Raw genomic sequence first — 23,030 nt, forward strand, 5'->3', positions numbered from 1 at the left:
GCTGGACACATCCTATCCAGAACTGGAATCTCACGCTATCGCAGATGGCCATCCACTTTCCAGGGCGCTTGGATGACTACATCGAGCTTTGAGCTCAGTAGACTGACACAGAATTATGAACACCCTCTGTACATCGCCAGTTCCGAAAACTGACCAAAACTAAGGGCGGTTTTGCCAATGAAAACAGCTTACTAAAGTTACTCTATGCCGGTATACTTAAAGCTCAAGAGCGCTGGACGCATCCTATCCAGAACTGGAATCTCACGCTGTCGCAGATGGCTATCCACTTTCCAGGACGCTTGGATGACTACATCGAGCTTTGAGCTCAGTAGGCTGACACAGAATTATGAACACCCTCCATAAAAAGCAAAAAAGGGACCGTCAGGCCCCTTTTGCTCGTTTATCGAACTACATCAGTATGCTTTCACAACATCATGATTCAGAGGTCGACATCAGTGAGTTCTCAAGTATAGTGACAGCGGAACGCATTACGGCATATTCTTCGTCACTTTGATCATAGTTACTCAGTTCAGATTCAATCTGCGTTATCAGGTTCATTCTCGAGTAGGGGTCAACCAGAGTCTGATCTACCGGAATGCTTGAATGACTTAGCAGTATCGACTTTTTAACCAGGTTTTCTTCTTTTTTTACTGCGTTTGTAAAAACGGACTTAAATTCCATGCCCTGATTATCAGAGAGCTTTATTTGAGAAACCGTATACTTATTATACATATCAAACTCATCAAACCCCCACTCCCCCTCAGGTGGCATCTCCTGATATTTGGACGCCAGAAAGTCTGATACCGTCGCCTTGAACTCAGGGCTTTCGTTCTTCATTGCTTCATCTAAGCTCACAATTTGGAACAAATGATCTCTCAGCGTATCCGATACCTCTTGCATGCCCTTTTCTTCAATCTCGCTAATATAATTTGGCAAAAACTCGGCTCTGGATTCAGGAGTTCCCAAGGCCAATCGATTATATAAACCAACTCGCTCTTGCTGACTAATGTCCCTTCCGAGCAGTGATAGCTGCTCCTCAATCATATTCTTTGCCGCATCAAAGGGGACCATAGAAACCAAGATCTCCATCGTCTTTAGCTTTGTGCTTTCATCCGACATGTTATAGATTTCTTGTGTCAGGAAATCAGATACAGCTAGCCTTGCCTTGCTAATTTCACCGAGCTCTAAGTCCTGGCCATTGATATGGTTGATTGATTCCATTATGTCTAGCAATTTAGACTGCAGCTCAGGTGACGCACTGGAAAATAACCCATTTACTTCGCCAATGAGCTCTGTTGGTGACAGTGCTGACAGATAATCCAGCACATACAAGCCTTCATCAGAATCCAGCCCCACCCTCTTTGCCAGCGCCCACAGTAAATAAACTTTTCCTTGCCTGGTAAGTGAGTCCGATTTCAATAGAGTAACCAGTTTAAACTCAAGCTCTTTCATTGCATCAGACTGTAGTCCAGACTTTAGTAGCTCATACAAGTCATTGACTTCTTGATCCAGCTTACTCACCTCTGATTGTGCCGGGCTGACAGATGCTCGAAAATCTTTAAAATCAGCCGTAGACTGAGCAACGTCTTGCGCTGTTACAAAGACCCGTTCTTCATTATTGTAGGCCAATTGTTGCTGTTGCTTTTTTGGTGCAATACCAATGTAAGAGACACCTATTGCCACAAAAAAGACACCCATGAGAATATATTTTTTACCTTTCATCAGTATTGCACCTTTTCACTTTATCGCTGGCTTGGGAAGCTGTTATAAAGGTTATTTGGCGTAAACCAGGTGATCAGGTTTCTGTTTAACACTGATTTATAGGTATAGTTTACGAAAGTATCGCAGCGAAACTTACCTCTTACTAAGGTATAGCGGCCATTTTCATTTTTCCAGCCACCAACAGTGTAAGATGCACCGATGGTATATTGAGGTTGATAATTTCTCTGGTCCCAGCCATTTGTAACCATTAAATGATGGTTGTAGCCGATACCATGCCTGGCACCCCAATACTCAGTCGCATTTTTAAAGCTACTAAGAGAATTCTTTTGTATTACAGTTGGCTTATTCAGTACTTCAAGTACTCGGCTGCCATCCCAGATCCCAACATGCCCAGCTGAGGCAGGGAACATGCCTAAATCTCTTCCCAGCACATCACCCACCATAACAGGGTTTGATGCTAATACTGAGGTTGATACTACACTTAATAAAAATATACTTGATTTAAATTTCATGATTTTTCCTTATTATAAATTCTCGCAATTTATTTTAAATAACCGCCATTATTAAAAATAAAGTTATTTACAAACAAACCCACCGCTGCTAACAGAGGCCACTCCATCAGAGCAAACAGATTTTGCAATCTGAGCATTCTCTGCAACACTGCCACCAGTCACCATTTGGATATTCTTTAGCTCTTTCATATTTTTCTCCTTAAACTTACTTACAGGTAAAACCATTGGTGCTGACTGATGCTACGCCGCCAGAGCACACATCTTTCGCAATCCGAGCATTCTCTGCAACACTGCCACCTACAACCATTTGTACATTATTTAGTACTTTCATATTTTTCTCCTTAAACTTACTTACACGTAAAACCATTGGTGCTGACTGATGCTACGCCGCCAGAGCACACATCTTTCGCAATCCGAGCATTCTCTGCAACACTGCCACCTACAACCATTTGGACATTCTTTAGTTCTTTCATATTTTTCTCCTTAAACTTACTTACACGTAAAACCATTGGTGCTGACTGATGCTACGCCGCCAGAGCAAACAGATTTTGCAATTGCCGCATTCTCTGCAACACTGCCACCTACAACCATTTGTACATTGTTTAGTGCTTTCATATTTTTCTCCTTAAACTTACTTACAGGTAAAACCATCAGTGCTGACTGACGCTACGCCGCCGTCACACACAGATTTTGCAATTGCCGCATTCTCCGCAACACTACCACCTACAACCATTTGGACATTGTTTAGTGCTTTCATATTTTTCTCCTTATGCTTACTTACAGGTAAAACCATTGGTGCTGACTGATGCTACGCCGCCAGAGCAAACAGATTTTGCAATTGCCGCATTCTCTGCAACACTACCACCTACAACCATTTGGACATTGTTTAGTGCTTTCATATTTTTCTCCTTACGCTTACTTACAAGTGAAACCATTCGTGCTAACTGACGCTACGCCGCTGTCACACACATCCTTCGCAATCTCAGCATTCTCTGCAACGCTACCGCCACCACTCACCATTTGGACATTGTTTAGTGCTTTCATATTTTTCTCCTTAAACTTACTTACAGGTAAAACCATCAGTGCTGACTGACGCCACGCCACCAGAGCAAACAGATTTTGCAATCTGAGCATTCTCTGCAACGCTACCGCCACCGCTCACCATTTGGACATTGTTTAGTGCTTTCATATTTTTCTCCTTAAACTTACTTACAGGTAAAACCATCTGTACTGACTGACGCTACGCCGCCGTCACACACCGATTTCGCAATCTGAGCATTCTCTGCAACGCTACCGCCACCACTCACCATTTGGACATTGTTTAGTGCTTTCATATTTTTTCTCCTTATGCTTACTTACAGGTAAAACCATCAGTGCTGACTGATGCCACGCCACCAGAGCAAACAGATTTTGCAATTGCCGCATTCTCTGCAACGCTACCGCCACCGCTCACCATTTGGACATTGTTTAGTGCTTTCATATTTTTCTCCTTAAACTTACTTACAGGTAAAACCATCTGTGCTGACTGACGCTACGCCGCCAGAGCAAACAGATTTTGCAATTGCCGCATTCTCTGCAACACTGCCACCTACAACCATTTGTACATTGTTTAGTTCTTTCATATTTTTTCTCCTTATGCTTAATTACTTACAGGTAAAACCATCAGTGCTGACTGATGCCACACCACCAGAGCAAACAGATTTTGCAATCTGAGCATTCTCTGCAACACTGCCACCTACAACCATTTGGACATTATTTAGTTCTTGCATAGTCTTTTCCTTAGTTAAAAACAATTGAATTTCAAATTAAAAACGAAATTTTACACCCGCTTTAAAGCCGTCCTGGTTGACCTCAAAATAAACCTCACCCTGGCCACCGTTTACTTCATTAAGATTTTGTACACTTAGTTCTTTCATGCTCTTTCTCCTTAGTTAAAAATAATTTAATATCAAATTAAAAACGAAATTTTACACCCGCTTTAAAGCCGTCCTGGTTGACCTCAAAATAAACCTCACCCTGGCCACCGTTTACTTCATTAAGATTTTGTACACTTAGTTCTTTCATGCTCTTTTTCCTTAGTTAAAAACAATTGAATTTCAAATTAAAAACGAAATTTTACACCCGCTTTAAAGCCGTCCTGGTTGACCTCAAAATAAACCTCACCCTGGCCACCGTTTACTTCATTAAGATTTTTTACACTTAGTTCTTTCATGCTCTTTCTCCTTAGTTAAAAATAATTTAATCTCAAATTAAAAACGAAATTTTACACCCGCTTTAAAACCGTCCTGGTTGACCTCAAAATAAACCTCACCCTGGCCACCGTTTACTTCATTAAGATTTTGTACACTTAGTTCTTTCATGCTCTTTTTTCCTTAGTTAAAAATTTAATTTGATGTGCAATCTTGATGTTCGATGACATCGCAACTCATATTGATAAAAGGTTCACCTGCACCAGAAACCAAACTTGGATTGTTAATTACTTTCATTTTATTCCCTTTAGCTCTTATTTAAGACTTTCAAGCTCACGCAGCTCTTCAGCACAATGTTCACACAAGCTTCCACCAGAAACCGCTATTAGTTCTTTTATTTCTCTCATTTTTTATCTCCTGTTAGTTAAAAAAAGCTCAGGATCACATGGGTCATCATATTCACGACCCGCACCAGATACATTTTCTACTTCATATTTACTTAATTCGTTCATCTTTATTTTCCCTATTAATTGTTATATTGGTCGATATCAGGACACATAGGTACTTCTTCTTCACCACCAGCGATCAGCACCAGGTCTTCAGTATTTAGATTTTTCATAGTTTTTCCTATCTTTATGTAACAGCCTCAGCCGTCAATATCATGTTTTCATCTGCTTTCTTAAAGGCTTAACAACGAAAAGATAAAGCCAGAGAACAGAAAGAGGTTTGCAAAATCCCAAAGCTACTTTAGTTTCAAAGTAAAAAATGCTTTAGCCACATTTAACAAAATCTATCTTTTAAATATCCATGGAGACTTCAAAGAAAATAAAATCAAAAAATAAATTTTAAATTAAATGAAATATAATCCCGCAAACCTTATTGCACTTTTTGATTCAAGCTTATCTCCGCCAAGATTTAAGCTTGATTTATAAGCTAACACTGAAAAATAAAATGTCAACAGTTTAAATTTAAAAAAATAAAACAACCAAATTAACCAACACAAAAACAAACACACAATATAAACACCTAAAAAGGCACTAATATCGGCGCGTGGTAACGCACAAATAAAACATTTATAAACATAAACTATACTAAGCCATATTAAACTCACTCGTCGCACCTGTTTCAGTATATGGTGTGCTATCGATACACAAAGATACATCTGCAGATTTAGGCCGCCTCAGGCTAATATCCGGCTTATCCACTGCAACAGCCTGCCCATATCTCAACTCGATGACACGATCTGCACTGGCAATCGTTTCTGGCCTGTGTGCTATGATTATTCGCGTAATGTCCAGATTCTTAACCGCTTCATTGACTGAAAACTCGAGTTTGGTATCCAAATTACTGGTGGCTTCATCCATAAACAGTATCTTGGGTTTTCGATACAATGCCCTGGCCAACAACAGCCGCTGTATCTGCCCTCCAGACAAGGCAGCGCCCATATCTCCCACCAGGGTGTTGTACCCCATGGTCATCGACATAATATCCTTATCGATCGCGGCGACCTGAGCGGCCCACTCGACTTTTCGCATATCCAGTTCGGGGTCAAAAAACGAGATATTATCGGCGATGGAGCCAGACAATAACTGGTCGTCCTGCATTACAGCCGCTATCTGGGAACGATATTTTGATAACCCTATCTGCTTGATGTCACTCCCATCGACGAGTACCTTGCCCGCTTCGGGTTCAAACAAGCCCAACATGATTTTGGCGAGCGTCGTTTTACCGCAGCCGGACGGGCCAACTATCGCGATGGACTCACCGGCTTCAATCGTTAAATCCAGGTTTTTGAATACAGGTGCTTCTTTGCTGTTGTAGCGATAAGTCACGTCCTGCAGTGTAAGCGCGCCCGTCAGCTCACCGCTGCTGATTTTACCCTGCATATGATCTTCTTTGTCGGTCAGTGAAATATCGGCAAGCCGGTTAAAGTGCAGACTTAACATCTTAAACTCGATAAGCTTTTCGATAAGAGACGCCATTTTCTCTACAAACTGACGCTTGTAAGCCATGAAAGCGAATAACATCCCAACAGTCAGATCCCCTTCCATCACCAGCATTGCAGCAAAGTAGACTACCAGCACATTTTCAAATCCAAAGATCACCTTATTGATTGCTTCATAACCTATGTTCAAGTGACCTACCCGGATCCCAGCATTCAAACTGTCCGCGTATTTGTTATGCCAGACGCTCTGTCTTTGCACTTCTCGGCCAAACAACTTAATGGTTTGGATACCGCGTACCGTTTCCATAAAATTGGATTGTTCTTTAGCCTGATTGACGATGACTTCTTCAGACATTCGACGTAAAGGACGATACATCGCAATTCGAATCACGGCATAGATGGTAATGGCCACCAGCACAACAATGCTCAGCTTGGGGCTATACAGGAAAATCATAATCAAGGTCGCAATGGCCATAACCCCATCGATCAAGGCTTCGATCACGCCTTTGGTCAGCAACTCTTTTACCTGCTGCAAGGAACCAAAGCGCGACACCACATCACCAATATGGCGTTTTTCAAAATACTGCAGTGGCAAGCGGATAAGGTGGTGGAACAAGTTCGCACCAAGCTGAATACTCATGAGATTACCAAAGTGCAGTAGTAGCACACTCCGCACCGCACCGGTCACCATTTCTATGAGCATCAACAGCCCGAACCCAACGGCTAAAATAGCCAATAAGTTTTGGTCAAAGCTCAGAATGACCTCATCAACAACCAGTTGCATATAGTAAGGACTGGCGATGGCAAAGGCCTGCAACAGTAAAGACAAAACAAACACTTTACCCAATGTGGATTTAAGGCCGGTCACTTTGCTCCAAAAATCGGATAGCTTGAGATTTACCCGGGTATCTTCAGACTTAAACTCTTCAGTTGGACTCAGCTCCAGTGCCACACCGGTGAAGTGCTTCGAGAATTCATCCATGGCATACTTTCGATGGCCTAAACCGGGGTCGTGTATTTCAACACTGTGTTTAGTCACTTTTTTAAGCACAACAAAGTGATTCATATCCCAGTGTAAAATACAGGGGGTTTTTAATTGCGGAAGATGTTCTAAATCTAACCGCAGTGCCCGAGAGCTGAGCTTGAGCTTGTCTGCAATTTGCATCAGCTCTTCCAGGTTCGCCCCTTTCAATGAGATTTCATGGGTCTGGCGCAACGTCGTCAGATCTGTTTTGTATCCGTGATAAGCAGCAACCATTGCCAGGCTGGCAAGTCCGCATTCTGCCGCCTCGGTTTGTAAGATAACAGGCAGCCTTTTGGCACCGCTAAACCGGAGTAAGTGCATTGGATTTTCCATCAGATTGCTCCTTTAATGCTGTAAAGAGGTTCAAATAACCATTCAAACAAGGTGCGTTTATCAACCATAATATCGGCTTCCAGTAGCATCCCGGCCTGCAGAGGAACAGACGCACCGTAAGCGTGGGCATGCTGTGCTTTGAGTGAGACAACCACCTGATAAGCAGGCTCTGCGAGTGTCACGGGCAAACTTGTCTCATTGGGGAGTAAAATTGATTTAGAGACGCTCGAAATCGTGCCTTCATAGATACCAAAGCGGGCATAGGGGAAAGCCTGATAACGGATCCGCGTATTTTGCCTTTCCTGTACAAAACCAAATGCGCGGGATGGCACCAGCAGCACCGCTTCCAGCGCCGCATTTTCAGGCAGAACCGTCATTAAAGGGCTGGTACTGTGTGCAATCATGCCTGGCTTAACCATCAAACTGCTGACCCGACCACTTCTATGACTGCGCACATCGTAACTTTGCTGTGCACTGGCCTGAGTGATCTGCTGATTAATATCGGCAAGCTGAGTTCTCAGCTGTGATTCTGTTTTCTGCAAAGTCAGCGGGAGCTGCTGACGCTCCAGACGCAGCTGGCTGAGGGACTCTTGTTGGCTCAATACTCGCCCTTCCAGATCTTCCGCTTGCTGTTGCAAAACCAACATGGCATCGCGGACACTTTCAACATCAGATTGAGAGACAAAGTCTTTTTCAATCAGTGCCAGCGTATCCTGGTAGCGCTTTTCGCTAAGCTCGACACGCTGAGTAAGCAATGCATGTTGCTTTTTGGTCTGTGCAAGCTGAAATGCCGTGTTATTGATCTGAGAGTCCAACTTCTCCAGGCTGACTGTCGCCAGCTGCGTCTGATTCTCTATATTTTTCTTTACCAAATCTTTTTGTTTAATGAGTTCAGCTAAAATCGCCTCATTCATATCGCTGCCAGAAGTCAGGATCCTTTCCATTCTAACCCGTGCCAACACTTGACCTTTTTCGACCTTTTGCCCTTCTTCGACATAGACTTCATCGATGACGCCCTGACCCAGGGGATACACCTTACTCAGTCCATCTGTTGGCCTCAGATAACCCGAAACGATTTCCTTCCTGTGGTACTCACCAACCACCAGATAAGTGATACCAATCAATACCGTCACCAAAATTACCAGGAGGATCCAGTTAAATGACATGTGCGTCGCAATGGATACCTCGCCATCTAACTTATGTCCCTGGTGTTCAATGGCTTCTTTTCTAAATAACCCCGACATAATTACTCTGCCTTACCTGGAAAGGTTGAGGTCGAGAAAATCCGCCACTGCCCGGCTTCTTTCGCCAATGAATGAATATTTTCAGAACGCTTATCAAGCGCCTGTCCCTCTTGCTCGCCCTCAATGGTCATCACGTCCCGGACTATTAATAAATCGTCTCGCTTGGCTAATAGCTCTACATTACGCAGTGTCATCTTAAAGCTCAGTTGCTTGCGCATACTTTCGAACTGGGACTTAGCTCCCGCCATCACACCCGCACCGGTATGATAGAATGATTCCAGATCGTCGAGATTGCCCGAACAAATGATTTCGTAATAACGCTCAAAGAACTCTTTTAATGTCATCGGGTATCGCTCCATTTCATTCATATTTGGAATTCAGTGCCATCATTTACAGAGGAAGGCGCTGCTTGTGTGAGACCCATAGTGCGGTACAAAAAACGAGAATTCAAACTGAGCCAAAAAACAATTTAATCAATATATTCAATGAGTTAAAGGTAATGGTTATTGAGGTATAAGCGACTACTTCGAGTATCATTGTATTTTTAATCTGGTTTCAAGGTCAGCGCATAGACAGCTGGTATTTAGAGGTTCTTGACTCTGCTCAAGTCGATAATGCGCCACTCAATGTAACCTGGTATTTTATTTTTGAACTAATGTGTTTAACCTGAGCCTGAACTAACTGCGATGTACGATTGTGGCTCCGTTGCCTGTAACCTTAACTCCAATGACCGCTCCTATGGCGTTGAGCACACGGATAAAAACGCTATCTCTACTGTGTCTCAAAACGGCTTCCAGGTTGGTTTAATTAGCCTTAAATAACGTTACACACAGGCTAATCTGACAATACAAAATACGACACAAGCAAAAACCGATTAGTTGGCTATAGCAAAACAGAAAAGGCCACTTAGACAGGAAAATATCGACATATGAAAGTCTCGGTAAACCGGCAAATCATTACCGAGAAGCCTGTTCAAACAAGGCGTTTATAGCTGATAAAAATGGCATTATGACTTAACTTTGACAGGCTAATTAATCAATTGGGGTTTATATCAGGCAGTCATAAGCCACACGTGATGCCAGGAGAGCGCTGTGATAGGTGGCTTTAGATTTGTGCTGGGCGATTCAATAATTGGAAGTGTTGAGGTTTTAGGATTGATTCATTAATACGAAATCAAGCATTGTTTTTTGTAATTATCCACTGTAGTATGAATTCTCCTTATTACATCTGCATTTCTCGCATATGTATGCCCGAGGCACCGCCATGCTTAGGGCAATTTCTTTAATACTTCATTTTTTGTCAGTAAATCCACACATTGCTCTCTGTTGGTGAAAAGCGTTGTGCTCTTGGCACCTTTGAACGTATCACTGACTTTAGTGACATATTCATTAAGTTGCAGTGTGATGAATAACATACTTTTACTTTCGTAGCTCACTTTAACTTTAAATGCCTTCCCGGCATCGCACAGCCACAATACACTCGGAGTATTGTTAATCGCACTGGCAGGCTCAAAGGTCCCTAGCAGAGTAGGACTGAGCAGTTTAGCAAGCAAATCTCCTTTCGAGACCAAAGGTCCTCTAGAAAGCTCAGTGACAATCCCCTCAGAATCGGCAACCACCTGTTTAGTATGGTTGTGTGTAGAATCTTGGTAACTAATCACAGGCTCTCCTTTCAAAACCAGCTCGCCCTGTTTTACTAAATGCTGCAACGCCTTTCCGCTTGAGGTGGCAAAATGATACTGCTGACCAGGAGTACTAATCATCAATTTGCCAGCGAGACTTTGGGGTAATGCCGTTGTTGGTAACAAGGCAAACACCCCGATTGATAATAATTTAAACTTCATCCATGTCCTTATATATTTAACTAGATGCAATCAGTCTGTAACTGGTGCTACAGTAGTTTTGGTAATCAGTGAATACTGTAGAGATTTTCCTCCGGCTACTTCTTTTGTATGTCCTGTGTTCAGTACGTTTTTTCCAGATAGGCTTTTAAGTTCTTTTTTATTCACTTTGAATTTCATATCCACTCTCCCCGAGTTGAGTCATTTATAAAGTTGCTTATATTAGTTGTGTCTGAACTTGCTGCGATTACTATGGACAAGGCAAAATACTTGTCTTGGTAATCAATGAATAGTGTAATGAATCATCATTACCACCTGCAGCGATATGCTTTGTGCGCTCGGCACTCAATTCATTTTTCCCACACAAGCGTTTCAGTTCTTTTTTCTTTACTGTGAATCTCATTGTAGTTCTCCCAGAGCCAGGCCGTTTATGGAGGCCAATTTATATTAATTTTTGTTGGTGCCCGTCTCAAAGTAGCTTCGCTTGTGAGCAGGCTTATACTGTGTTGATGATTAAACTGTACCCCAAGGATGATGATATGAGAAGTTATCAAAGCTTATCTGGACACCATAACCTTCAAATATAAACCATTGTTTAATATGTGTTTATTTTACATATCCACGAATGATAAGAACTTACTCACCAAAAGCTGAACAGAAACTTATATAAAGGTTGTGCTCACTTGGCAACTCCCCCTTTACTCATCAGTCATTACAATCCACATATTGTGATTCCCAAAAACTACAACATTTCTTGAGTAAAGCTTTCGTCAACAGAAGAGGGAGGTTTTACGATAAGAAAAAGCAAGTTTATCTAATCACAAATTATAGCCATGCTCAAAGCAGCTGAATTGGCGTGTCGGTGCCAGATAATTGCCGAAACGCAGAGCGGGCAGAAGTGCATTTTATAAATGGCGCTGCAAATAGGGCAACATAGAAGCGCCGGATGTAGAGTAGCGCAAAGAACTTGAAAAAGAGAATCTCAAGCTCAGGGACATGTTTGCAACACTGAGTCTGAAACACTCGACGCTTGGGGAATTCGTTGCAAAAATGCTGTGAACACAAACGAGCGCAGAGCGTAGGTTGAGCAGCTTGGATTATTTGTTTGTGAGGAGGCAAGACTAAATCGACGTGTCTATTACTACACGTATCAATGATGACCACAGGGTGATGAGGCAATCGATGCGTTGTGGCCACATGCAGAGCGTCACCCTCGTTGGGGTTTATCTAAGCTCTTTAAATGACTACGACATCAGGGCAAAACAGAGAACAAGCGTATTGAGCAAGTTATTAGATCGCTTGAACGCGTGTTTGCGTGACGAGGAAAGCCGTCGCAAATTAGGGGTGATAAGGGACCTGACTTTACGTCCAAGCTTATTAGCAAGCTGGCCGCAGGACAAAGACCTTTATCCAGTCCGGTAGACCTTATCAAAACGGTTCTTTAAAGCACTTTAACCGCCGTTATCGAAAAGAAACAGTAACAACATAACCAGTTTATAGTTTGATTATGCTGTTACTGTATTAGGCAAGACTACAAAGGATTGGAAGAAGAATCAGCCTGTAACTGAAGCAGGTGATTGCTTGATTCTTCAAACGTAGTAAAAACCAATGACTGACGTTCTTGAGCATAGCGCATGGAAAAAGCAGTTTTGTCATTTAGCTCCATGAGCAGCTCACGCTCATTATCAACGATTTGATAAACTTGTTTGCCATTTGAGTAATAAACATTGCCTCCACCAAGCGCCAGCAAGTGCCCGTAGGTGCTTTCAGGCAGTTGTAATCCACTGCTTATGACACCCGATGACAGATCAAAATAATTCAGTGCACTGGTGTTAGAGCGATAAACAAGCTGGTTTTCGCCGAGCTGTGCGAACCAAACAGCATCTTCTATCGGCAACTTTCTTGACTGTTCAGTTTCCAGAGAATAAATGTAGACTTCATTCTTCTTCTGATTCTCGTCAACCACGACATACCCTATGTCACCATTAAATAGAAACTCCGCAGATAAAATCGTATTTTCCGTTTCAATAAGGTGAGTCTGAGTATAGTTGCTATCAAATACCAATACCTTGTTTGCTGAGCGTAATATTGTCTGCCCAGTGCCAGCGTCGTGGTTAGCCGATGGAAAACTGTCGTACGGACTACCAATGGTTGAAATAGTGCTCGGCTCACCAGCTTCAGATACGGTCTTTAGCACCCATTTCTCGTACTCTAAAGCCAGATAATGCACTTTTTCATTTTTTATAAAGCCAGAAAACTTAATATCTTCACTAAGCAGCGTTGGGCTAAGCCCTTTCTGTGCCAAGTTAAACTCATAGATATCATGTTTATAAGGGTAGCTTACTGCAATCATCTGCTCTTTTGATAGTGGAAAAGGACTTGCGTAGTTTCCACTCTCAACAAACTGTACTTTGTTGGTTAAGCGTGAATCATCTAACGAAAACTCGAACAGTTGGTTTGTTGCATTGCAAAACCACCTTAACGTGTTCGATTCACCTTCATAGCTCACAGCCCAGATGGGAGTTTTCGATTCGTATAGTTTTGTTTGGTAGCTGCCCTCGAGATCTGTCATATATAACTCATGGGCATCATATTGGCGACGAGTAAAAAAGACGGTTTCGTTAGCAGGTTCGTAAAGCAGAAATAAGTCCCCATACGAGTTTAAGTTTGGAGAAGTTAACTGAAATTCTTCACCCGTTTCTAAGTTGTAGTTCATCAGAACAGACAGCTGATCGCGCCCTCGATAGTTGAATTTGGAGTAAACAAATGAGTCTCCGCCTGCACCTGCACCGAACTCGATAGAGCTTGTACAGTCAAACAAATAGCGGTTGTTGCTTGTAAAATCCCGATCGACCACCCATATTTCACATTTTTCTTCTTCTGTCAGACGGTAAAAAAGCTTAGACGAATCGACTGACCAGCCTAATGGATAATAATCGATCCCTAAATCGCCGGTTTTTCTCTCAAGTCCCGTCTTCAGGTTTTTCACCACTAAACTTTGGTGAGACAAGCCTTCTGGAACAAATGAAAAGGCGACAAACTCCTTATTAGGCGATACCCTGGATTCCATATATCGCCCAGGCATCCATGACAACAGCTCTTCGGTATATTTCACTTGCTCTAAGGTGACAGACTTAGGACTCGGCGCATCTTCGTTCCGGTTAAAGGTAGGCGATAAGAAACCTGCGCCCGCCACAACCATCACCAAAGCAATCAGAAAAGAAGCGGTGTGCAGACCATTAAATTTAAAAGAGGCCTTTTGTGGTGTCTTCTGCTGTGTTGTAGCCTTAGGTTGCACCTTTGTGACAGGGGTCACACTAGCCTGTGGGATAATATCCTGATAGATAATCTCAGGGTCAAGGAAAAAACTATAACCTTTGCGGTAGTGAGTCTTAACAACTAAGCCTCTTTGTTTATCTGACTTGAGTACTTTGCGCAACTCGGACATAGCCCGGTTAATGGCATTGTTATCTACATAATTCTGGCACCAGACATCATTTACCAAATCGTCGCGGGTAATGATCTGGTCATTATTCAATATAAGGTAGCAGAGGATTTTAAATAATAGCGGTTCAAGCTCCCTGGTAACGTCACCGTCAGTGATGGTTTGTCGTTTTGGATCTAATGTCCAGGCCCCAAATTTGACTTCTTTTACAGCCCTTGAAAAATTCACTTCATTCATATTTTAACTGCTTTTATATCAGTCTCTTGTATTTTTCGCTTGCGCGAAGTCAGTTATTAAAGCGTGTAAAAATTGCGTCAAAGTTGCTCACCTTACTCAAACATTTTCTAGGTAGGTGTCTCATTGAGTGGCAAAACGCAGACAACACACATTGCGTTAAAACAGCATACCAGAACCCTGTAACAGCAATTCGCTATTTGCAATATTAAAGCAAAATATTAAAGAGTTAAACACTCTATTTCATTCAAAATATGCACACCATCGTACCCATAAACAAAACAATAGAAAACCTTGGTTCAGCTTCCGCTCCCTCACGTATTACTTTACAGATAGAAGCCCTGAGTCCTCTAATTCGATGGCTGCGCTTCATATTGTGATATTCAAAGGCATTAAAAGAAGCCTTACCCAGTGAGGGCCTGTCTGAACTGCAAATGACAGACATAAAAAAACCCACGCAGTGCGTGGGTTTTTTAAACCAGATAGGTGGCTGCTTATTTGCGCAGCTGGCGTAGAAGACGCAGCTGAGCAAGGGCTTCTTCAAGCTGCATGGCTGCTTGCTGGTAATCCAGCTCGCCTGCTGTGCCTGAAGCCAGTTGCGCCTGCGCTTCACGTTTAGCTTCTTCAGCAGCTTGCTCGTCAAGCTCATCGGCACGGATCGCAACGTCAGCAAGGACAGTTACAGTCTGTGGTTGAACTTCCAGCGTACCGCCTGCAACATAGATAAACTCTTCAGTTTTGTCTTCTGTTACTAAACGTACCATACCAGGTTTTAGGCCAGTCAGTAGTGGCGCGTGACCCGGGTGAATACCCAGCTCACCTTCACTACCTGTCACTTGAATCGCAGTTACGTCACCAGAGTACAAACTCTTTTCAGCGCTTACTACGTCAAGGCGTACTGTCATTGCCATAACAACCCCCTAATTACATGTTTTTGGCTTTTTCGATCGCTTCGTCGATTGAGCCAACCATGTAGAAAGCCTGCTCTGGCATGTCATCGTAGTCACCGTTTAAGATGCCTTTGAAGCCAGAGATAGTGTCTTTCAGTGAAACGTATTTACCAGGTGCACCTGTGAATACCTCAGCAACGAAGAACGGCTGAGACAGGAAACGCTGGATTTTACGTGCACGAGATACAACTTGCTTATCTTCGTCAGATAGCTCGTCCATACCTAGAATCGCGATGATGTCTTTCAGCTCTTTATAACGCTGAAGTACAGTCTGAACGCCACGTGCAGTCTCGTAGTGCTCGTTACCGATTACTAGCGGGTCAAGCTGACGAGAAGTTGAATCCAGTGGGTCTACCGCAGGGTAGATACCAAGAGATGCGATGTCACGTGAAAGTACAACTGTTGCGTCAAGGTGCGCGAACGTTGTAGCTGGCGACGGGTCAGTCAAGTCATCCGCAGGTACGTATACGGCCTGGATTGACGTGATTGAACCAGTCTTAGTCGATGCGATACGCTCCTGTAGTACACCCATCTCTTCTGCAAGAGTTGGCTGGTAACCTACCGCTGAAGGCATACGGCCTAGTAGTGCAGATACCTCAGTACCCGCCAGCGTGTAACGGTAGATGTTATCTACGAAGAACAGTACGTCACGACCTTCGTCACGGAACTTCTCTGCCATAGTCAGACCAGTCAGAGCAACACGCAGGCGGTTACCCGGTGGCTCGTTCATCTGACCGTATACTAGCGATACCTTGTCTAGTACGTTTGAGTCGTTCATCTCATGGTAGAAGTCATTACCCTCACGAGTACGCTCACCAACACCAGCGAATACAGAGTAACCACTGTGCTCGATTGCGATGTTACGGATAAGTTCCATCATGTTTACGGTTTTACCTACACCGGCACCACCGAACAGACCAACTTTACCACCCTTAGCGAACGGACATACAAGGTCGATTACCTTGATACCTGTTTCAAGTAGCTCAACTGAGCTGCTTTGCTCTTCGTATGAAGGTGCAGCGCGGTGGATTGACCAACGCTCTTCTTCACCGATTGGGCCGGCTTCATCAATTGCGTCACCCAGTACGTTCATGATACGACCAAGTGTTGCTGTACCAACTGGAACCTTGATTGGCTCAGCTGTACCTTCTACTGAAGTACCACGGCGCAGACCGTCAGTACTACCTAGTGCGATACCACGTACCACACCGCCACCTAGCTGCTGTTGCACTTCTAGTGTCAAACCAGCCAGGTCGCCTTCTGTAACTTTTAGTGCGTCATATACGGCTGGCACGTTGTCTTGTGGGAACTCGATGTCCACAACGGCGCCGATAATTTGGACGACCTTACCTAAACTCATGTCTATTCCTCTCGTTAAACTTTGCCGAAGCGTTACACGGCAGCTGAACCAGATACAATCTCACTGATCTCTTGTGTGATTGCAGCCTGACGCGCCTTGTTGTATACCAGCTGTAACTCATCAATCAGGCCACCTGCGTTATCTGTTGCGGCTTTCATCGCAACCATACGGGCAGCTTGCTCAGAGGCAGCATTCTCAACTACACCTTGGTAAACCTGAGACTCAATAAAGCGCACTAGTAGTGTCTCTAGAATCGCCTCTGGGTTTGGCTCATATAAGTAATCCCAAGCGTGAGCTGATACTTCTTCTTCAGCTTTTGGCAAAGGTAATAACTGATCGATAACAGGCTCTTGCTTCATTGTGTTGACAAAGTTGTTGTACACAACGAATAAGCGATCAATTTTGCCTTCTTCGTATGCTTTTAGCATCACAGATACAGGACCGATTACGTCCTGAACAGAAGGCGCATCTCCTAACCCGGCTTTTTTGGCTTCAAGCTCACCGCCAAAACGTTTAAAGAAACCGGCAGCTTTGCCACCCAGGGTGGCAAATGTTGCATCAACACCCTTTTCTTTCCACGCTTTAACGTCTTTCGCTACACGCTTAAACTCGTTTGAGTTCAAGCCGCCACAAAGACCACGGTCAGTAGAGATAACAATGTAACCTACTCGCTTCACCTCACGTTCGTTTAAGAACGGGTGTTGGAAGTCAAGGTTAGCCTGAGCAATACGACCGATCACTTTGCGTAAGTTTTCAGCGTATGGGCGGCTGGACGCGACGCGTTCCTGTGCCTTCTTCATTTTAGAAGCGGCAACCATCTCCATTGCGCTGGTGATCTTCTGAGTATTCTTGATACTCCCGATCTTGCTTTTTATCTCTTTTCCGCTGGCCATGACTCTTTCTCCGAATCTGGGTGAGTAGCTAACTACTCACCTTCATAACACATTACCAAGTTTGCGTAGACTTGAACTTCTCAAGAAGTTCTTTCAGCTGCGCTTCGATCTCGGCGTTGTAGTTACCAGTTTCATTGATTTGAGTCATTAGCGCTGCGTATTCGCTTTTCGCGAATGCGATAAGGCTTGCTTCAAAATCAAGTACTTTGTTGATTTCGATGTCTTTCAGGTAGCCTTTCTCAACAGCGAATAGAGACAGAGACATGTCAGCAACAGACATTGGTGCGTACTGTTTCTGCTTCATTAGCTCTGTTACGCGCTCACCGTGCTCAAGCTGGGCACGTGTTGCATCGTCAAGGTCAGAAGCGAACTGAGAGAACGCCGCTAGTTCACGGTACTGAGCTAGCGCTAGACGGATACCACCACCTAGTTTCTTAACGATTTTAGTTTGCGCTGCACCACCTACACGAGATACCGAGATACCAGCGTTAACCGCTGGACGGATACCTGCGTTGAACAAGTCAGTTTCTAGGAAGATCTGACCGTCGGTGATTGAGATAACGTTGGTAGGTACGAATGCAGAAACGTCACCACCTTGAGTTTCAATGATTGGCAATGCCGTCAATGAACCTGTTTGACCTTTCACTTCACCGTTAGTGTATTTCTCAACGTAATCAGCGTTAACGCGTGATGCACGCTCTAGCAGACGTGAGTGAAGGTAGAATACGTCACCTGGGTAAGCTTCACGGCCCGGCGGGCGCTTAAGTAGTAGTGAGATCTGACGGTAAGCAACAGCTTGCTTAGACAGGTCATCATATACGATTAGCGCGTCTTCACCACGGTCACGGAAGTATTCACCCATAGTACAACCAGAGAACGGAGCCAGGAATTGAAGTGCAGCAGACTCAGATGCTGATGCAACAACAACAATGGTGTTCTCAAGAGCGCCGTGCTCTTCTAGTTTACGTACTACGTTAGCAATGGTAGAGGCTTTTTGACCAACCGCAACGTACACACACTTAACGCCTGTGTCTTTTTGGTTGATGATAGCATCGATAGCCAGTGCTGTTTTACCAGTCTGACGGTCACCGATCACTAGCTCACGCTGACCACGACCAACTGGGATCATAGAGTCGATAGACTTATAACCAGTTTGTACTGGCTCGTCTACTGATTGACGCTCGATTACGCCCGGTGCGATTTTTTCAACTGGCTCAAAACCATCGTTGTCTACCGCGCCTTTACCGTCAATCGGCTCACCTAGTGTGTTTACAACACGACCTAGCAGACCACGGCCTACTGGTACTTCAAGGATACGACCTGTTGATTTAACTTTTACGCCTTCTTTAAGGTCAGCGTATGGACCCATTACTACCGCACCTACTGAGTCGCGCTCAAGGTTCAATGCGATAGCATAACGGTTGCCAGGAAGCTCGATCATCTCACCCTGCATACAGTCAGCAAGACCGTGGATGCGGATGATACCGTCGGTAACAGATACGATAGTACCTTCGTTACGCGCTTCACTTACAACTTCAAACTGCTCAATGCGTTGCTTGATCAGTGCAGAAATTTCTGTGGAATTAAGTTGCATGCTCTTTTTCCCAATTACGATTGTAGCGTCGTCACAAGACGATCTAACTTGCCGCGAATAGACCCGTCGATAACGGTATCGCCGGCTTTAATGACCAGACCACTTACGATGGTTTCGTCGATGCTACAATTCAGCTTAACTTTGCGTGCGAAACGTTTCTCAAGTGCCGCGACCAATTTTGCTTGCGCATCTTCGGCAAGCGCTGCTGCTGAAACGACGTTAACGTCGATTTCTTTGTCATAGTCTGCTTTTAGTTCAGCAAACAAATCTGCAACAGCTGGCATGGCGGCTAAACGCTCATTTTCGGCCATCAGCTTGATAAGGTTTTGGCCTTGTTCGTTGAGTTGCTCAGCGCATAGCTTGATGAATACATCAGACTGCTCTGCTTCGGTGGCAATGCCACCTAACAGCGCCTGAACCTGTTCATCGCGGGCCACCTGGCCTGCGAAGAACAGCATTTCATTCCAAGCTTCAACTGTGCCTTTCTCAACGGCAAGTTCAAAAGCCGCTTTAGCGTATGGGCGAGCGATAGTAGTCAATTCAGACATGCTCATACCCTCTACTTAAAGCTCAGCGACAAGTTTTTCAACGATGTCACTGTGTGCGGCTTGATCGATTTCACGCTCTAAAATCTTCTCTGCACCAACCACAGCCAGAGTCGCTACTTGTTGACGTAGCTCTTCTTTCACGCGGTTGCGCTCAGATTCGATCTCAGAGTGTCCCTGAGCAATGATTTTCTCACGCTCTTGCTGACCACGAGTTGTCTCTTCGTCAACAATCAGCGTTGCACGCTTTTTAGCTTGTTCGATGATCTCGCTAGCCTGAGTTTTCGCTTCTTTCAGTTCTTCAGCCGCTTTTTCGCGCGCTAGCTCAAGATCTTTTTCAGCTTTGTCAGAGGCAGCTAATCCATCTTCGATTTTCTTCTGGCGAGCTTCAATCGCACCATTTAGTGGTGGCCATACGAACTTCATACAGAACCATACGAAGACCACAAATGCGATTAATTCACCTATTAGAGTGGCGTTTAAGTTCACGACCGCTCCTCCTTACTTGACAGTTGTTCGTTTCAGGTATTTTGCAATATTAAAGAGCGAACAACATGTACATAGCGATACCTACACCGATCATTGCTACGGCATCGATAAGACCAGCTAGGATGAACATTTTAACTTGTAGTTGAGGCGCAAGCTCAGGCTGACGAGCACATGCTTCTAGGAACTTACCACCCATGTTACCGAAGCCTAGTGCAGTACCGATTGCACCAAAACCGATTAGTAGAGCAACAGCGATAAGTTTAATAGCAACTGCGATTTCCATTTTTATCTCCAAAGTTTCAATAGTAAATTAAAGTTAAAGTTTAAAAAATTCTTTTTGTTTCAGCTAATTAGTGGCTTTTTGTACTAGCCATGCTGAGGTAAACGATAGTCAGCATCATAAATACGAATGCTTGCAGTACGATTACCATGATGTGGAATACAGCCCATACAAAGTGCAGTGGAAGCTGCATCAGGCCGATTGCACCGATCAGGATGAAGATCATCTCACCTGCATACAAGTTACCGAACAAACGCAGTGCCAGCGAGAAAGGCTTAGCAACCAGCGCGATTGTTTCAAGTAGCAAGTTACATGGGATAAGAATCGCCATCACCAGTTTGTTCTTAGAGCTGAACGGGTGCAGCGTAAGCTCACCAATGAAGCCGCCCAGGCCTTTGATACGAATTGAATACCCGATCATCAGAATAAATACGCCCAGTGCCAGTGCAGCAGTCATATTCACGTCTGTGGTCGGTACAATTTTCATGTAAACATCGTGTGGGTCCATACCAAATGCTTGTTCACCAACAAAGCCGGCGAAAGCTGGTAGGAAGTCAACAGGAACCAAATCCATCAAGTTCATTAAGAACACCCAGACGAAAATCGTCAGGGCCAAAGGCGCGATCAGCTTGCTATTGCCATGGTAAGTGTCTCGCACGTTATCACCAACGAGCTCAACAACCATTTCAATAAAGCACTGGAATTTACCAGGAACGCCTGTGGTGGATTTTTTAGCGGCACTTCGGAAGATCCATAAGAATATAAGACCTAAACCGATGGACCATGCGAGGGTATCTATATGCCATGTCCAGAAACCACTGTCCGCACATGCTTTATTGAAGGCCAGACCGGCATCGGTCGAACACATCTTGGCATTGGTCAAGTGGTGCTGAATATGGCTCGATAGAGTCACTTCTTCTGCAGCCATTGTTTTATCCTAAAAGTTAATGATTAAAAAAAATCAGAACCAACCATTGTGTCAGCATCACCAGCATATAAGTGCCGAAAAACGGCAACATAACCACTGAAAAATGCTTAAAAATCAGCGCAAAAAGCACAACAGTTAGCAAAAATTTTAATCCGTTTCCTCGTTTTAGTGAGGAATACACTTGATTTGCCTTACTCGCACCCATAAATCGGAATGCATAAGCGGCAAATACAAAATTAGGGAGTACCAGCACCGCACCGCCAGCCAACGCCGACAGGCCTGCTTCCACTCCCCAACCAATAAAAACTATTACTGCAGCAATGATAGCTACGAGACCCTGATACAAAACACCTTTTAATGCGGCACGCCGATATGGGCTTGCTAACGAATGAGTCACTTATATTTAACCTTAATGACGCTAAATTTTATCAGGGCTAGAAAACTGGCGAAATTATACTTATTTCTGCTCAATTTGCAACTTGACGAGACGAAATGTAACGCTTTTCGAGCGCCCATTTCGCCTCAGAAGGTAACTTTAGGAGGGTTGTTGAAAATCGGGCTGGATACGCCCCAAAATCCCGTCTAATTCATCTAAATTTGCATAAGAAATCACCAGCTTACCTTTGCCTTTTTGGTTATAATTTATCTCCACTTTGGCTCCCAGGTTCTCTGCCAGTTGTTGCTCAAGCAGTTTAACGTCCGGATCTTTCTCTTTTGCTGGTTTTTGCTCCACCGGCTCCAGCATCGCACGCACTAATTTCTCAGTCTCGCGCACGGTCAGCCCTTTGGCTACGGCTGTTCTGGCGGCTTCAGATTGCTGCTCGCCGGTCAATGCCAGCAGACAGCGTGCGTGGCCCATCTCAATATCACCATGTTCCAACAAGATTTTTACATCATCATTGAGGTTATTGAGACGAAGTAAATTGGTCACTGTGGTACGCGACTTACCAACCGCATCCGCCACTTGCTGATGGGTCAGTTCAAACTCGTTCAGTAATCTGTCGAGCGCCACGGCTTCTTCCATGGCATTGAGATCCTCACGCTGAATGTTCTCAATCAGGGCAATGGCCACCGCCGCTTCATCGGCGACATCCTTAATAATACAAGGTACCACGTCCAGCTCAGCCAGTTGAGCCGCACGCCAGCGTCGTTCACCGGCAATGATTTCGAATTGGTTTTCCGCGATGGGGCGCACCACAATTGGCTGTAATACTCCCTGGGCCCGAATTGAACTGGCCAGCTCTTCCAGTGCCTGCTCAGACATATCTTTGCGCGGTTGATATTTACCACGCTGTAAATACTCGATAGGCAACCGCTGTAATTCCTGATCGGTCACCTCATGACTTTGCGTCGTCTGCTCAGGTTCAACGGCACGCTCGGTGCCCTGGGTTTGTGTGACTTCAGGCTGAGCTGATTGTGGAGCAGCAGGTTTTGCTGAACTCAACAAGGCATCCAGACCTCGACCCAAACCGCGTTTTTTCACCGACATTGTTTTTTCTTCCT

General features: G+C 44.2%; 31 protein-coding genes and 1 pseudogene. 1 reads left to right on the forward strand and 31 read right to left on the reverse strand.

Annotated elements, in window-relative coordinates; genetic code table 11:
* Positions 1-125 precede the first annotated feature (125 nt).
* A pseudogene (locus L1285_RS23225) lies at positions 126-323 on the forward strand (IS256 family transposase); the annotation flags it as partial.
* Positions 324-432: 109 nt separating this feature from the next.
* Here the strand turns inward: L1285_RS23225 and L1285_RS23230 are convergent.
* The 31 genes from L1285_RS23230 to L1285_RS23320 form a co-directional block, all read right to left on the reverse strand.
* Entirely contained in the window at positions 433-1,722 is a 1,290-nt protein-coding gene (locus L1285_RS23230) for a hypothetical protein (RefSeq protein ID WP_235414520.1), read from the reverse strand.
* 20 nt (positions 1,723-1,742) lie between these two features.
* Complete coding sequence (locus L1285_RS23235; protein ID WP_235414521.1) at positions 1,743-2,234, reverse strand: hypothetical protein; 492 nt, start codon at positions 2,232-2,234, stop codon at positions 1,743-1,745.
* A gap of 63 nt (positions 2,235-2,297) precedes the next feature.
* The gene (locus L1285_RS23730; RefSeq protein ID WP_268836357.1) at positions 2,298-2,423 is read right to left on the reverse strand and encodes a hypothetical protein; all 126 of its coding nucleotides are present in this window, start codon (positions 2,421-2,423) and stop codon (positions 2,298-2,300) included.
* A gap of 16 nt (positions 2,424-2,439) precedes the next feature.
* On the reverse strand, positions 2,440-2,565 hold the full coding sequence (locus L1285_RS23735; RefSeq protein WP_268836359.1) for a hypothetical protein: 126 nt from the start codon (positions 2,563-2,565) through the stop codon (positions 2,440-2,442).
* A gap of 16 nt (positions 2,566-2,581) precedes the next feature.
* Positions 2,582-2,707: a hypothetical protein gene (locus L1285_RS23740; protein WP_268836361.1), complete on the reverse strand. Its 126-nt coding sequence runs from the start codon at positions 2,705-2,707 to the stop codon at positions 2,582-2,584.
* A 16-nt stretch (positions 2,708-2,723) separates the two neighbouring features.
* Positions 2,724-2,849: a hypothetical protein gene (locus L1285_RS23745; RefSeq protein ID WP_268836362.1), complete on the reverse strand. Its 126-nt coding sequence runs from the start codon at positions 2,847-2,849 to the stop codon at positions 2,724-2,726.
* A 16-nt stretch (positions 2,850-2,865) separates the two neighbouring features.
* A complete protein-coding gene (locus tag L1285_RS23750) occupies positions 2,866-2,991 on the reverse strand; it encodes a hypothetical protein (RefSeq protein ID WP_268836363.1) in 126 nt (41 codons plus the stop codon).
* 16 nt (positions 2,992-3,007) lie between these two features.
* Positions 3,008-3,133: a hypothetical protein gene (locus tag L1285_RS23755; protein WP_268836362.1), complete on the reverse strand. Its 126-nt coding sequence runs from the start codon at positions 3,131-3,133 to the stop codon at positions 3,008-3,010.
* Between the two features lie 16 nt (positions 3,134-3,149).
* Positions 3,150-3,278 (reverse strand): hypothetical protein, encoded by a 129-nt coding sequence (locus L1285_RS23760; protein WP_268836365.1) that lies wholly within the window; start codon positions 3,276-3,278, stop codon positions 3,150-3,152.
* A gap of 16 nt (positions 3,279-3,294) precedes the next feature.
* On the reverse strand, positions 3,295-3,423 hold the full coding sequence (locus L1285_RS23765) for a hypothetical protein (RefSeq protein WP_268836367.1): 129 nt from the start codon (positions 3,421-3,423) through the stop codon (positions 3,295-3,297).
* Positions 3,424-3,439: 16 nt separating this feature from the next.
* Positions 3,440-3,568 carry a hypothetical protein gene (locus tag L1285_RS23770; RefSeq protein WP_268836369.1) on the reverse strand — a complete coding sequence of 43 codons (129 nt, stop codon included), beginning with the start codon at positions 3,566-3,568 and terminating at the stop codon, positions 3,440-3,442.
* Positions 3,569-3,585: 17 nt separating this feature from the next.
* Complete coding sequence (locus L1285_RS23775; RefSeq protein ID WP_268836370.1) at positions 3,586-3,714, reverse strand: hypothetical protein; 129 nt, start codon at positions 3,712-3,714, stop codon at positions 3,586-3,588.
* 16 nt (positions 3,715-3,730) lie between these two features.
* Positions 3,731-3,856 (reverse strand): hypothetical protein, encoded by a 126-nt coding sequence (locus L1285_RS23780; protein WP_268836372.1) that lies wholly within the window; start codon positions 3,854-3,856, stop codon positions 3,731-3,733.
* Positions 3,857-3,877: 21 nt separating this feature from the next.
* Entirely contained in the window at positions 3,878-4,003 is a 126-nt protein-coding gene (locus tag L1285_RS23785; protein ID WP_268836374.1) for a hypothetical protein, read from the reverse strand.
* A 332-nt stretch (positions 4,004-4,335) separates the two neighbouring features.
* Positions 4,336-4,446, reverse strand: coding sequence for a bacteriocin (locus tag L1285_RS23240; RefSeq protein WP_235414522.1), 111 nt, complete (start codon positions 4,444-4,446; stop codon positions 4,336-4,338).
* Positions 4,447-5,514: 1,068 nt separating this feature from the next.
* Positions 5,515-7,725 (reverse strand): peptidase domain-containing ABC transporter, encoded by a 2,211-nt coding sequence (locus L1285_RS23245; protein ID WP_235414523.1) that lies wholly within the window; start codon positions 7,723-7,725, stop codon positions 5,515-5,517.
* Positions 7,725-8,969, reverse strand: coding sequence for an HlyD family secretion protein (locus tag L1285_RS23250; protein ID WP_235414524.1), 1,245 nt, complete (start codon positions 8,967-8,969; stop codon positions 7,725-7,727). The genes L1285_RS23245 and L1285_RS23250 overlap by 1 nt, the downstream gene beginning before the upstream one ends.
* Before the next feature lie 2 nt (positions 8,970-8,971).
* On the reverse strand, positions 8,972-9,313 hold the full coding sequence (locus L1285_RS23255) for a nuclear transport factor 2 family protein (protein ID WP_235414525.1): 342 nt from the start codon (positions 9,311-9,313) through the stop codon (positions 8,972-8,974).
* A 923-nt stretch (positions 9,314-10,236) separates the two neighbouring features.
* A complete protein-coding gene (locus tag L1285_RS23260; protein ID WP_235414526.1) occupies positions 10,237-10,812 on the reverse strand; it encodes a hypothetical protein in 576 nt (191 codons plus the stop codon).
* Between the two features lie 30 nt (positions 10,813-10,842).
* Positions 10,843-10,989, reverse strand: a complete 147-nt coding sequence (locus L1285_RS23265; protein WP_235414527.1) for a hypothetical protein — start codon at positions 10,987-10,989, stop codon at positions 10,843-10,845.
* A gap of 1,351 nt (positions 10,990-12,340) precedes the next feature.
* Positions 12,341-14,491 carry a winged helix-turn-helix domain-containing protein gene (locus tag L1285_RS23270; RefSeq protein ID WP_235414528.1) on the reverse strand — a complete coding sequence of 717 codons (2,151 nt, stop codon included), beginning with the start codon at positions 14,489-14,491 and terminating at the stop codon, positions 12,341-12,343.
* 491 nt (positions 14,492-14,982) lie between these two features.
* On the reverse strand, positions 14,983-15,399 hold the full coding sequence (locus L1285_RS23275; protein WP_125783170.1) for a F0F1 ATP synthase subunit epsilon: 417 nt from the start codon (positions 15,397-15,399) through the stop codon (positions 14,983-14,985).
* 13 nt (positions 15,400-15,412) lie between these two features.
* The gene (atpD, locus tag L1285_RS23280; RefSeq protein WP_235414529.1) at positions 15,413-16,798 is read right to left on the reverse strand and encodes a F0F1 ATP synthase subunit beta; all 1,386 of its coding nucleotides are present in this window, start codon (positions 16,796-16,798) and stop codon (positions 15,413-15,415) included.
* Between the two features lie 32 nt (positions 16,799-16,830).
* Positions 16,831-17,691 carry a F0F1 ATP synthase subunit gamma gene (gene atpG, locus L1285_RS23285; protein ID WP_046004729.1) on the reverse strand — a complete coding sequence of 287 codons (861 nt, stop codon included), beginning with the start codon at positions 17,689-17,691 and terminating at the stop codon, positions 16,831-16,833.
* Between the two features lie 52 nt (positions 17,692-17,743).
* Entirely contained in the window at positions 17,744-19,285 is a 1,542-nt protein-coding gene (gene atpA / locus L1285_RS23290) for a F0F1 ATP synthase subunit alpha (RefSeq protein ID WP_046004730.1), read from the reverse strand.
* Positions 19,286-19,299: 14 nt separating this feature from the next.
* The gene (gene atpH / locus L1285_RS23295) at positions 19,300-19,833 is read right to left on the reverse strand and encodes a F0F1 ATP synthase subunit delta (RefSeq protein WP_046004731.1); all 534 of its coding nucleotides are present in this window, start codon (positions 19,831-19,833) and stop codon (positions 19,300-19,302) included.
* A gap of 15 nt (positions 19,834-19,848) precedes the next feature.
* On the reverse strand, positions 19,849-20,319 hold the full coding sequence (gene atpF, locus L1285_RS23300; protein ID WP_046004732.1) for a F0F1 ATP synthase subunit B: 471 nt from the start codon (positions 20,317-20,319) through the stop codon (positions 19,849-19,851).
* 49 nt (positions 20,320-20,368) lie between these two features.
* Positions 20,369-20,602: a F0F1 ATP synthase subunit C gene (atpE, locus tag L1285_RS23305; protein ID WP_008222392.1), complete on the reverse strand. Its 234-nt coding sequence runs from the start codon at positions 20,600-20,602 to the stop codon at positions 20,369-20,371.
* 67 nt (positions 20,603-20,669) lie between these two features.
* The gene (gene atpB / locus L1285_RS23310) at positions 20,670-21,527 is read right to left on the reverse strand and encodes a F0F1 ATP synthase subunit A (RefSeq protein ID WP_046004733.1); all 858 of its coding nucleotides are present in this window, start codon (positions 21,525-21,527) and stop codon (positions 20,670-20,672) included.
* Between the two features lie 16 nt (positions 21,528-21,543).
* Positions 21,544-21,924, reverse strand: a complete 381-nt coding sequence (locus L1285_RS23315; protein ID WP_010384869.1) for an ATP synthase subunit I — start codon at positions 21,922-21,924, stop codon at positions 21,544-21,546.
* A gap of 138 nt (positions 21,925-22,062) precedes the next feature.
* Positions 22,063-23,016, reverse strand: coding sequence for a ParB/RepB/Spo0J family partition protein (locus L1285_RS23320; protein ID WP_046004734.1), 954 nt, complete (start codon positions 23,014-23,016; stop codon positions 22,063-22,065).
* Positions 23,017-23,030 lie beyond the last annotated feature (14 nt).

This window comes from Pseudoalteromonas sp. DL2-H2.2, from assembly GCF_021532535.1.
GTDB lineage: Bacteria > Pseudomonadota > Gammaproteobacteria > Enterobacterales > Alteromonadaceae > Pseudoalteromonas > Pseudoalteromonas rubra_A.

Excerpts from the sequence above, each read along its gene's own strand:
- atpD (WP_235414529.1), bottom strand. The coding sequence starts at position 16,798 with ATGAGTTTAGGTAAGGTCGTCCAAATTATCGGCGCCGTTGTGGACATC.
- L1285_RS23240 (WP_235414522.1), bottom strand. The coding sequence starts at position 4,446 with ATGAAAGAACTAAGTGTAAAAAATCTTAATGAAGTAAACGGTGGCCAG.
- L1285_RS23745 (WP_268836362.1), bottom strand. The coding sequence starts at position 2,849 with ATGAAAGCACTAAACAATGTACAAATGGTTGTAGGTGGCAGTGTTGCA.
- L1285_RS23235 (WP_235414521.1), bottom strand. The coding sequence starts at position 2,234 with ATGAAATTTAAATCAAGTATATTTTTATTAAGTGTAGTATCAACCTCA.
- L1285_RS23735 (WP_268836359.1), bottom strand. The coding sequence starts at position 2,565 with ATGAAAGTACTAAATAATGTACAAATGGTTGTAGGTGGCAGTGTTGCA.
- L1285_RS23255 (WP_235414525.1), bottom strand. The coding sequence starts at position 9,313 with ATGACATTAAAAGAGTTCTTTGAGCGTTATTACGAAATCATTTGTTCG.
- L1285_RS23320 (WP_046004734.1), bottom strand. The coding sequence starts at position 23,016 with ATGTCGGTGAAAAAACGCGGTTTGGGTCGAGGTCTGGATGCCTTGTTG.
- L1285_RS23260 (WP_235414526.1), bottom strand. The coding sequence starts at position 10,812 with ATGAAGTTTAAATTATTATCAATCGGGGTGTTTGCCTTGTTACCAACA.
- L1285_RS23730 (WP_268836357.1), bottom strand. The coding sequence starts at position 2,423 with ATGAAAGAGCTAAAGAATATCCAAATGGTGACTGGTGGCAGTGTTGCA.
- L1285_RS23760 (WP_268836365.1), bottom strand. The coding sequence starts at position 3,278 with ATGAAAGCACTAAACAATGTCCAAATGGTGAGTGGTGGCGGTAGCGTT.
- L1285_RS23250 (WP_235414524.1), bottom strand. The coding sequence starts at position 8,969 with ATGTCGGGGTTATTTAGAAAAGAAGCCATTGAACACCAGGGACATAAG.
- L1285_RS23245 (WP_235414523.1), bottom strand. The coding sequence starts at position 7,725 with ATGGAAAATCCAATGCACTTACTCCGGTTTAGCGGTGCCAAAAGGCTG.
- L1285_RS23750 (WP_268836363.1), bottom strand. The coding sequence starts at position 2,991 with ATGAAAGCACTAAACAATGTCCAAATGGTTGTAGGTGGTAGTGTTGCG.
- L1285_RS23780 (WP_268836372.1), bottom strand. The coding sequence starts at position 3,856 with ATGAAAGAACTAAACAATGTACAAATGGTTGTAGGTGGCAGTGTTGCA.
- atpH (WP_046004731.1), bottom strand. The coding sequence starts at position 19,833 with ATGTCTGAATTGACTACTATCGCTCGCCCATACGCTAAAGCGGCTTTT.
- L1285_RS23230 (WP_235414520.1), bottom strand. The coding sequence starts at position 1,722 with ATGAAAGGTAAAAAATATATTCTCATGGGTGTCTTTTTTGTGGCAATA.
- L1285_RS23275 (WP_125783170.1), bottom strand. The coding sequence starts at position 15,399 with ATGGCAATGACAGTACGCCTTGACGTAGTAAGCGCTGAAAAGAGTTTG.
- L1285_RS23740 (WP_268836361.1), bottom strand. The coding sequence starts at position 2,707 with ATGAAAGAACTAAAGAATGTCCAAATGGTTGTAGGTGGCAGTGTTGCA.
- L1285_RS23755 (WP_268836362.1), bottom strand. The coding sequence starts at position 3,133 with ATGAAAGCACTAAACAATGTCCAAATGGTTGTAGGTGGTAGTGTTGCA.
- atpG (WP_046004729.1), bottom strand. The coding sequence starts at position 17,691 with ATGGCCAGCGGAAAAGAGATAAAAAGCAAGATCGGGAGTATCAAGAAT.
- L1285_RS23770 (WP_268836369.1), bottom strand. The coding sequence starts at position 3,568 with ATGAAAGCACTAAACAATGTCCAAATGGTGAGTGGTGGCGGTAGCGTT.
- L1285_RS23785 (WP_268836374.1), bottom strand. The coding sequence starts at position 4,003 with ATGCAAGAACTAAATAATGTCCAAATGGTTGTAGGTGGCAGTGTTGCA.
- L1285_RS23775 (WP_268836370.1), bottom strand. The coding sequence starts at position 3,714 with ATGAAAGCACTAAACAATGTCCAAATGGTGAGCGGTGGCGGTAGCGTT.
- atpB (WP_046004733.1), bottom strand. The coding sequence starts at position 21,527 with ATGGCTGCAGAAGAAGTGACTCTATCGAGCCATATTCAGCACCACTTG.
- L1285_RS23765 (WP_268836367.1), bottom strand. The coding sequence starts at position 3,423 with ATGAAAGCACTAAACAATGTCCAAATGGTGAGCGGTGGCGGTAGCGTT.
- L1285_RS23270 (WP_235414528.1), bottom strand. The coding sequence starts at position 14,491 with ATGAATGAAGTGAATTTTTCAAGGGCTGTAAAAGAAGTCAAATTTGGG.
- L1285_RS23265 (WP_235414527.1), bottom strand. The coding sequence starts at position 10,989 with ATGAAATTCAAAGTGAATAAAAAAGAACTTAAAAGCCTATCTGGAAAA.
- atpA (WP_046004730.1), bottom strand. The coding sequence starts at position 19,285 with ATGCAACTTAATTCCACAGAAATTTCTGCACTGATCAAGCAACGCATT.
- atpE (WP_008222392.1), bottom strand. The coding sequence starts at position 20,602 with ATGGAAATCGCAGTTGCTATTAAACTTATCGCTGTTGCTCTACTAATC.